The organism is Candidatus Aquarickettsia rohweri (assembly GCF_003953955.1).
Classification (GTDB): Bacteria; Pseudomonadota; Alphaproteobacteria; order Rickettsiales; family Midichloriaceae; genus Aquirickettsia; species Aquirickettsia rohweri.
Genome location: NZ_RXFM01000058.1, coordinates 1 through 8327 on the forward strand (window position 1 = coordinate 1; position 8327 = coordinate 8327).

The 8327-nt window shown below is 26.4% G+C and carries 7 protein-coding genes; 5 read left to right on the forward strand and 2 right to left on the reverse strand.

Annotated features, from left to right (window positions below; translation table 11 throughout):
- Positions 1 to 276 (forward strand): transposase domain-containing protein (locus tag EIC27_RS07905; RefSeq protein ID WP_153183752.1); only part of this gene is annotated, 276 nt, incomplete at its 5' end.
- A gap of 228 nt (positions 277 to 504) precedes the next feature.
- On the opposite strand, the gene EIC27_RS04495 is transcribed toward EIC27_RS07905, so the two are convergent.
- On the reverse strand, positions 505 to 1152 hold the full coding sequence (locus EIC27_RS04495; protein WP_126044928.1) for an O-methyltransferase: 648 nt from the start codon (positions 1150 to 1152) through the stop codon (positions 505 to 507).
- A 94-nt stretch (positions 1153 to 1246) separates the two neighbouring features.
- Between EIC27_RS04495 and EIC27_RS04500 the strand changes: the two genes are divergently transcribed.
- The 4 genes from EIC27_RS04500 to flhA all read left to right on the forward strand — a co-directional run bounded on the left by EIC27_RS04500 (position 1247) and on the right by flhA (position 7936).
- Positions 1247 to 1849, forward strand: coding sequence for an NADH-quinone oxidoreductase subunit C (locus tag EIC27_RS04500; RefSeq protein ID WP_126044929.1), 603 nt, complete (start codon positions 1247 to 1249; stop codon positions 1847 to 1849).
- Positions 1830 to 2789 carry a 4-hydroxybenzoate octaprenyltransferase gene (ubiA, locus tag EIC27_RS04505; protein WP_126044930.1) on the forward strand — a complete coding sequence of 320 codons (960 nt, stop codon included), beginning with the start codon at positions 1830 to 1832 and terminating at the stop codon, positions 2787 to 2789. The genes EIC27_RS04500 and ubiA overlap by 20 nt, the downstream gene beginning before the upstream one ends.
- Positions 2790 to 3167: 378 nt before the next feature.
- Entirely contained in the window at positions 3168 to 5792 is a 2625-nt protein-coding gene (gene acnA, locus EIC27_RS04510) for an aconitate hydratase AcnA (protein WP_126044931.1), read from the forward strand.
- A gap of 32 nt (positions 5793 to 5824) precedes the next feature.
- A complete protein-coding gene (gene flhA / locus EIC27_RS04515) occupies positions 5825 to 7936 on the forward strand; it encodes a flagellar biosynthesis protein FlhA (RefSeq protein ID WP_126044932.1) in 2112 nt (703 codons plus the stop codon).
- 159 nt (positions 7937 to 8095) lie between these two features.
- Here the strand turns inward: flhA and EIC27_RS08240 are convergent.
- Positions 8096 to 8327: transposase domain-containing protein (locus EIC27_RS08240; protein WP_205702331.1), on the reverse strand; the 232-nt coding region annotated here is incomplete at its 5' end.

Sequence of the window (8327 nt, forward strand, 5' to 3'; positions counted from 1 at the left end):
CTTTTAGATGGAAGACTGCGTATTGATAATAATGATTCGGAGCGTAGTATAAAACCATTTGCAGTTGGCAGAAAAAATTGGATGTTCTGTGCAACAACTAAGGGTGCTAAAGCTAGTGCAAATATTTATAGTATTATTGAAACTTGCAAAGTAAATAAGATTAATCCTTATGATTATTTAAAATATTTGCTGAATCATATTCATGATTATTCTGATCCAAAAGAGTTAGTAAATTTACTTCCATATAATATTGATAAAAAAATATCATCAAATTAAATTTTTTTTAGAATTATCAAAAAACTTAAGAAACCCAAAGAAAGGCGGATAATACTTGTCAAGATGGGGATATTTTAGCGTTTACATTAAAACTTCATAAAGATTTCGATTTTGAACCTAGCGAAAATTTTAACCTTACAGCAACAGACATATTATCAGAGCATACTAAATTAAATGATGGGTGTAAACATACGTACGATGAATTATAGATTAATAATTATATATTTTTCATAACTTAACAGCAACAGTTAATCCTTCATTTGTTGGTAATATTAAGCTTTTATATTTCTTTTGATTGCTTATTTCTTCATTAAAATGTTTCATGGCTAACCACTTTTCTTTATATTTAGGTATATTATCTTCATAAACAGTTCTAAATAAAAACGTATTATCAGCAATTATCAAACCCCCTATCCTTAATAATGTATATATAAGTTCTAAATATTTTGGGTATTCATCTTTTTTTGCATCAATAAATACTGCATCAAGTTTATAATTAAGCTTTAAATCTGTTAAATATTTTATAGCATCACTATTTACTGATTTAATTTTATTAGCAAAAGGGGTTTTTGCAAAATTTTGATTTGCAATTTTATAATTAGCTTCATTAGTTTCTACTGTTATTACTTTTCCATAATCTGGAATAGATGATGCTATCCAACAACAAGAATATCCCACTAAAGTACCAAGTTCTAAAACGTATTTAGATTTATTAATCATTAAAATCATACTCAGTAACTTGCCCTCTTCTGGACTTAATTGAATATTCTTTTTATCCATTGCAGTATCAAATACATCTTTAAATAAATTTTCTTCTTTACAGTAAAGTGATCTTACGTATTTTTGCCTTTTAGTTACACTATCATTTCTTGCCATTGTTTATTTGCAATTTTTATTTTGGAGATTATAATTAATTGAAGTGTTTTACAATATTTGTTAGTGTCACATAATAAATTTAAATATTACGTTAATGAACATAAAAAATTTATTACAAAAAATAACTACTGATTCAAATTTAAAATCATTTATTATTAAATCTGAAATATCTTTTGATGAATTAACTTTTACAGTGGATAAAAATAGTATTCAAGAAATATTAATAAGATTAAAAGAGAATAGAGATTATTTATTTAGAATTTTAATAGATATTTGTGGTGTTGATTATCCCAGTAGAGAAAAAAGATTTGATGTAGTATATCAACTTTTAAGTATAGAAAAAAATTTAAGAATAAGAATTAAAGTTGAATCCTCAGAAGAAGATTTAATTCCAAGTGTTGTTAATATTTTTACTTGTGCACATTGGTATGAAAGAGAAATTTGGGATATGTATGGGGTATTCTTTGTTGGTAATAATGATTTAAGAAGAATATTAACCGATTATGGCTTTTCTGGCTATCCTATGAGAAAAGATTTTCCAGTAACAGGCAATGTAGAGGTAACATATGATGAAGAAAAACAAAAAGTAATTTACGAACCAGTCAAATTAGCACAAGAATTTAGAGACTTTAATTTTACCTCTCCATGGGAAGGAGAAGAATACATTTTACCAGGTGATGAAAAAGCAACAAAATAGTAAATTTCAAAAATTAATAGATAATGGCAATCTTTTTATTGATGAAAATATTCAATTAATTAAATCAGCATATATAAATTTTCAGAATTTTACCTTTAAAAATCCTTATGCAAGGTTAATGAGATTACATCAACCAATAGGAATTCAATTGGTTGTTTTGCCAGTTTTATGGACTTTGACTATAATTTCATATGATATAATACATTTTCTATGTCTTACTATAATATTTATTTTTGGAGCTGTAATTATGAGGAGTGCAGGTTCAATAGTTAATGATATTATTGATAAAGACATTGATAAAAATGTAAAAAGAACAAAGATTAGACCACTGGCAAATGGTGAATTAACAATTAAACAGGGTTATAAGCTTTTAGCGATATTATTAATAATAGCACTAATGATTTTAATTATATTGCCGTTAAAATCTATCTATTTTGGCTTTTTAGCTTTATTTTTAACGGTTATTTACCCATTTATAAAAAGATATAGTTATTATCCTCAAATATTTTTAGGATTTACCTTTAATATTGGAGTTTTTATTGCTTGGTATTCTGTTAAAAATCATATATCTTTTATACCAATCTTAATTTATCTTTCAGCGGTGCTTTGGACTATTGTTTATGATACAATTTACGCACATCAAGATAAAATAGATGATATTAAAATAGGAGTTAAATCTACAGCTTTAAAGTTTAATAACAAAACAAAAATTATTCTAAATTATGTTTATAAAATATTAATAGCCACATTAGCTTTAACAGGTTTAAACTCAAATTTAAATATCATATATTTTGCAATATTATTTATTGTTTTATTTTTATCATTGAAAAAACTAGATAATATAAATTTAAATTCACCTGATGAATGTAATCAAAATTTCAAAACCCATTTTGATTATGGAGTACTAATACTTATTGGATTTATCCTTGGTCATATATAAATAAATTATTGTTCAGTAAAATAATAATATTTTTTAAGTAATTCTTATTTAATTACTATTTAATTTTATATCAATAAAATCAAATAATGCTTTTTTTAAAAAATTTTTTATAATAAGCGAGTTTTTGGATTATTTAATGATTTTTTTTAATATTTAGATTGATTATATTGAGTTATTTTATAGCATTAAAATGTTTTGTAATTAAAACATGTAATGAGCAGTTTTTAATATGTTACCTACCTCTGATCATTACTAAGGCATTGCTTAGGCAATGCCTTATTTTTTTAATCATATAATTTTATTAGGAAAAATCTTGCAAACTAAGCTATTTATCATATACAATTTTCTAATAATAAGATTCTATTTTAAAAAATTAATATGCAGAATTTAGATAGCTTAAAAAGTAAAAACAAAATAATAATTAACAATAATGATTACTATTTTTATGATTTAAAAAAAGCTGCTAAAAAATTAAACATAAATTTAAATGAATTACCAAATGTTATTAAGATTATTTTTGAGAATTTACTTAGAAAAGAAGATGGTAAAAATATTACTTTAAAGAGTATTAAAAATTTACTTAAGTATTTTCAAGATGATTCATCTAATGAAGAGATTTTATTTTATCCATCAAGAGTTTTAATGCAAGATTTTACAGGAGTGCCTGCTGTTGTTGATTTAGCTGCAATGAGAGATGCATTAAATGACAAAGGAATTAATCCTGAGGTAATTAATCCACAGATTCCTGTTGACTTAGTGATAGATCATTCAGTTCAAATTGATAAATTTGGTTCCTCAAACTCTTATTCTGAAAACATTAAATATGAATTTCAAAGAAATAATGAACGTTATAAATTTTTGAAATGGGGGCAAGAATCTTTTAAAAATTTTAAAGTTATTCCACCTGGAAAAGGAATATGTCACCAAGTTAATTTAGAATATTTAGCAAATGTTATTTCAAATCAAGAAATTGATGGAGATAATTTTGCATACTTTGATACTTTAGTTGGAACAGATAGTCATACCACAATGATTAATGGATTATCTATATTGGGGTGGGGAGTTGGAGGAATAGAAGCTGAAGCTGCAATGTTAGGTCAACCAATTTCACTTCTAATACCTAAAGTAGTTGGGTTTAAATTAAAGGGAGAGCTATCTAGTGGAGTAACTGCAACAGATTTAGTTTTAACAATTACAGAAATACTTAGACAAAAGAATGTTGTAGGTAAATTTGTAGAATTTTTTGGATCTGGGTTAAAAACTCTCTCACTATTTGAAAGAGCTACCATTGCTAACATGGCACCTGAGTATGGAGCAACATGTGGTTATTTTCCTATTGATGAAGAAGTTATAAAATACTTAAATATAACTGGAAGGGATCAATCTCAAATAGATTTAGTGAAACAGTATGCAAAAGAACAATGTGTTTGGCAAGATGGATATGAAGAAAATAAGAAGAAATTTACTGAAGAATATGAATTAGATATATCTCAAGTTAAACCTTGTATAGCTGGTCCTAAAAGACCTCAAGATAGAATTTTACTCTCTGAATTAAAATCAAAAAACGAAAATAAAAATAACAATAATTTAAAGGATAGTGATATTGTTATATCTGCTATCACAAGCTGTACTAACACATCAAATCCATATGTACTTATTGGAGCAGGAATTTTAGCTAAAAAAGCCTATGATTTAGGATTAAGAACAAAAAAATGGATTAAAACATCTTTAGCTCCTGGCTCTCAGGTTGTTACAGAATATCTTAAAGTATCAGGATTACTTTATTATCTTGAACAGCTTGGATTTTATATAGTAGGTTATGGATGCACAACATGCATTGGTAATTCTGGACCATTATTAAAAGATGTTGAAGAAGAAATAAAATCAAATAATTTATCTGTTTCTGCAATTTTATCAGGTAACAGAAATTTTGAAGGAAGAATACATCCATTGGTAAAACAAAATTATCTAGCATCTCCAATTTTATGTGTTGCATTCGCATTAGTTGGAACAATCAATATTAATATTTTAGAGGAACCAATAGGTAATGATAAAAGTGGGAAAGAAATATTTTTAAAAGACATCTGGCCAGATCATAATGAGATAAAAGAGTTAATTGACAAGATTATTACTAAAGACATGTTTATTGAAAAATATAATAACATTCTTGATGGAGATGAAAAGTGGAAAGAAATTAATATTAGTAAAACAACATGTTATGCATGGCAAGAAGATAGTACTTATATTAAAAAACCTCCTTTTTTTGAAAATTCTCAAAGTAATTCATCAATAGATAATATAGAAAATGCTAGAATCCTTGCAATCTTAGGTGATAGCGTAACAACAGATCATATAAGCCCTGCAGGAAGTATAGCAGCTAATCATTCAGCAGGACGATATCTAATCGAAAAAGGAATTAAGCAAGAAAATTTCAATTCATATGGCTCAAGACGAGGTAATGATGAAGTAATGGTTAGAGGTACTTTTGCAAATATTAGAATTAAAAATAAAATGGTAAGTGGTAAAGAAGGAGGTTTTACTAAATATTTTGATAAAAAAAATAATGACACACTTACGACAATTTATGATGCATCGCAAAAATATATTAATGATAATGTACCATTAATAATTCTTGCAGGCAAAGAATATGGAACTGGCTCTTCTAGAGATTGGGCTGCTAAAGGAACAAAATTACTTGGAGTTAAGGCAGTTATTGCAGAAAGTTTTGAAAGAATTCATAGATCAAATTTAATTGGAATGGGTGTTTTACCGTTACAATTTATTGATACTACGTTAGATAGTCTACTTTTGAAGGGAGATGAACCAATATCATTACTTGGGTATAATAAAGTAACACCAAAAGGATTGATTGAATGTCAAATTAAAAAAAATAATAAAATTATTAAGAATATAAAGATACTTTCACGTATTGATACTCAAATAGAACTAGATTATTTTCTAAATAATGGTATCCTAAACTACGTTCTTAGAAAATTTTATTAAATGCTTATTTTATGTAGTGGGATCTAATTAAAATGGATAATGTAAAAAATAGTATTTTAAGTTTAAAGGAAAATAAATTAATTAGCAAATTTATTAATATATCATCACAAAAAGATATAATATTTGCAGTAGGTATTTTACTAATTATAAGTTTTTTAATTTTCCCTGTTTCACCTGGATTATTAGATTATTTATTAAGTTTATCAATTGCATTTTCTGCATTAATTTTAATGACAGTTTTATTTATTGATAAATCTTTAGATTTTAATGCTTTTCCTAGCATACTCTTGGTAATAACTATGTTTAGACTTGCTTTAAATATCTCTACTACAAGGCTTATCCTTGCAGATGGTCACTTAGGACCTTCTGCTGCTGGCCATGTAGTTGAAGCATTTGGATATTTTGTTATGCAAGGATCTGTTATAATAGGTGCTATAGTTTTTGGTATTTTAACTATTATTAATTTTGTTGTTATAACAAAGGGTTCTGGAAGAATAGCAGAGGTAGCAGCAAGGTTTAGCTTAGATGCTATGCCTGGTAAGCAAATGTCTATTGATGCAGATTTATCAGCAGGTATTATTAATGAAGAACAGTCTAGAGAAAAAAGAAAAACACTTGAGGATGAAAATACATTTTTTGGCTCTATGGATGGAGCTAATAAATTTGTTAGAGGAGATGCAATCGCTGGGTTATTAATAACTTTTATTAATTTTATAGCTGGAATAATAATAGGAGTTATTATAAATGGTATGTCTTTTAATGAAGCTATAAAGACTTATACTTTACTTACAATAGGTGATGGATTAGTAGCACAAATTCCTGCTCTTATTGTTTCAATTAGTGCTGGACTCCTTGTAACTAAATCTGGAGTACATGGTTCTGCAGATAAAGCAATTTTTCAACAATTAAGTAAATATCCTCAAGCATTAGCTGCATGTAGTGGATTGCTAATAGTTATGAGTATAATGCCAGGCATTCCATTTGTTCCATTTTTTATAATTTCTTGTCTATCGGGTATACTTTCATATTTTTTAAACAAAAAGAAGAAAGATACAGAATTATTAGAAAAAAAACTAAAACAAGATCCTGTAAAAAAGGAACTTACCCAAGAAGAAATGATAGTTCAATCTTTACATATAGACTATGTTAAAATTGAACTAGGATATGAGTTATTACAAATGGTTGATAATAATGCTGATTATCAATTAACTGACCAAATTAAAAATTTAAGAAAACAGATCGCACAAGATTTAGGATTTATCTTACCATCTGTAAGAATACAAGATAACATGCAACTTGATTCAAAAATATATGTAATAAAAATTAAAGATATTGAATGTGGAAGAGGAGAATTAAAGCCATTGAAACTTTTAATATTAAATCCCACAGGTGGTAAAATTGATATAAATGGTGAAGATACTATAGAGCCAGCCTTTAATTTACCTGCAAAATGGGTTGACAGAAGTGCTAAAGAAGAAGCTGTATTTAAAAAATATACAATAATTGAACCAATTACTATAATTTCAACTCACCTTACTGAAATTGTAAAAGAAAATATCACAGAATTATTAACTTATAGTGAAACAAAAAAATTATTATCTAATTTAGATGGGGATCACAAAAAGCTTGCAGAAAAAGTTGTCACTGCTCAAATATCTGTCGTTAAATTTCAACGTATTTTACAAAGTTTATTAAGTGAATCAGTAGCTGTAAAAGAACTACCATCTATATTAGAAGCTATCTCAGAAATTGCAAATAATACCACAAATGTTGCAAGAATGGTAGAACACATTAGAACTAGACTAAGTAAGCAAATTTGCCATGGATTTTTAAACGAAGATGGATATATCCCTATCGTCATTTTATCATCACACTGGGAGCAACTTTTTATGGAAAATTTAGTTGGAGATGATGATAATAAACATTTGGCTATGCAACCAAGTAAACTTAGAGAATTTGTTGAAAAAGTAAACTTAACTATAGATAAGCTTACAGCCTCTAAAATTATACCAGTATTGTTGACATCCCCTATTTTAAGACCATTTGTGAGATCAGTAACAGAAAGATTTAAACCTAATTTGATTATTTTATCTCAAAATGAAATAGATCCAAAAATAAAAATAAAAACATTTGGAGAAATATAGTTTTTGATCATTTATTTTTTATTCCTGCTATTTATACATTTTATAGCTATTTGAGTATCTTTATTATCATATTTGTAAACGCTAAAATATCCCCATCTTGACAAGTATTATACGCCTTTCTTTGGGTTTCTTAAGTTTTTTGATAATTCTAAAAAAAATTTAATTTGATGATATTTTTTTATCAATATTATATGGAAGTAAATTTACTAACTCTTTTGGATCAGAATAATCATGAATATGATTCAGCAAATATTTTAAATAATCATAAGGATTAATCTTATTTACTTTGCAAGTTTCAATAATACTATAAATATTTGCACTAGCTTTAGCACCCTTAGTTGTTGCACAGAACATCCAATTTTTTCTGCCAACTGCAAATGGTTTTATACTA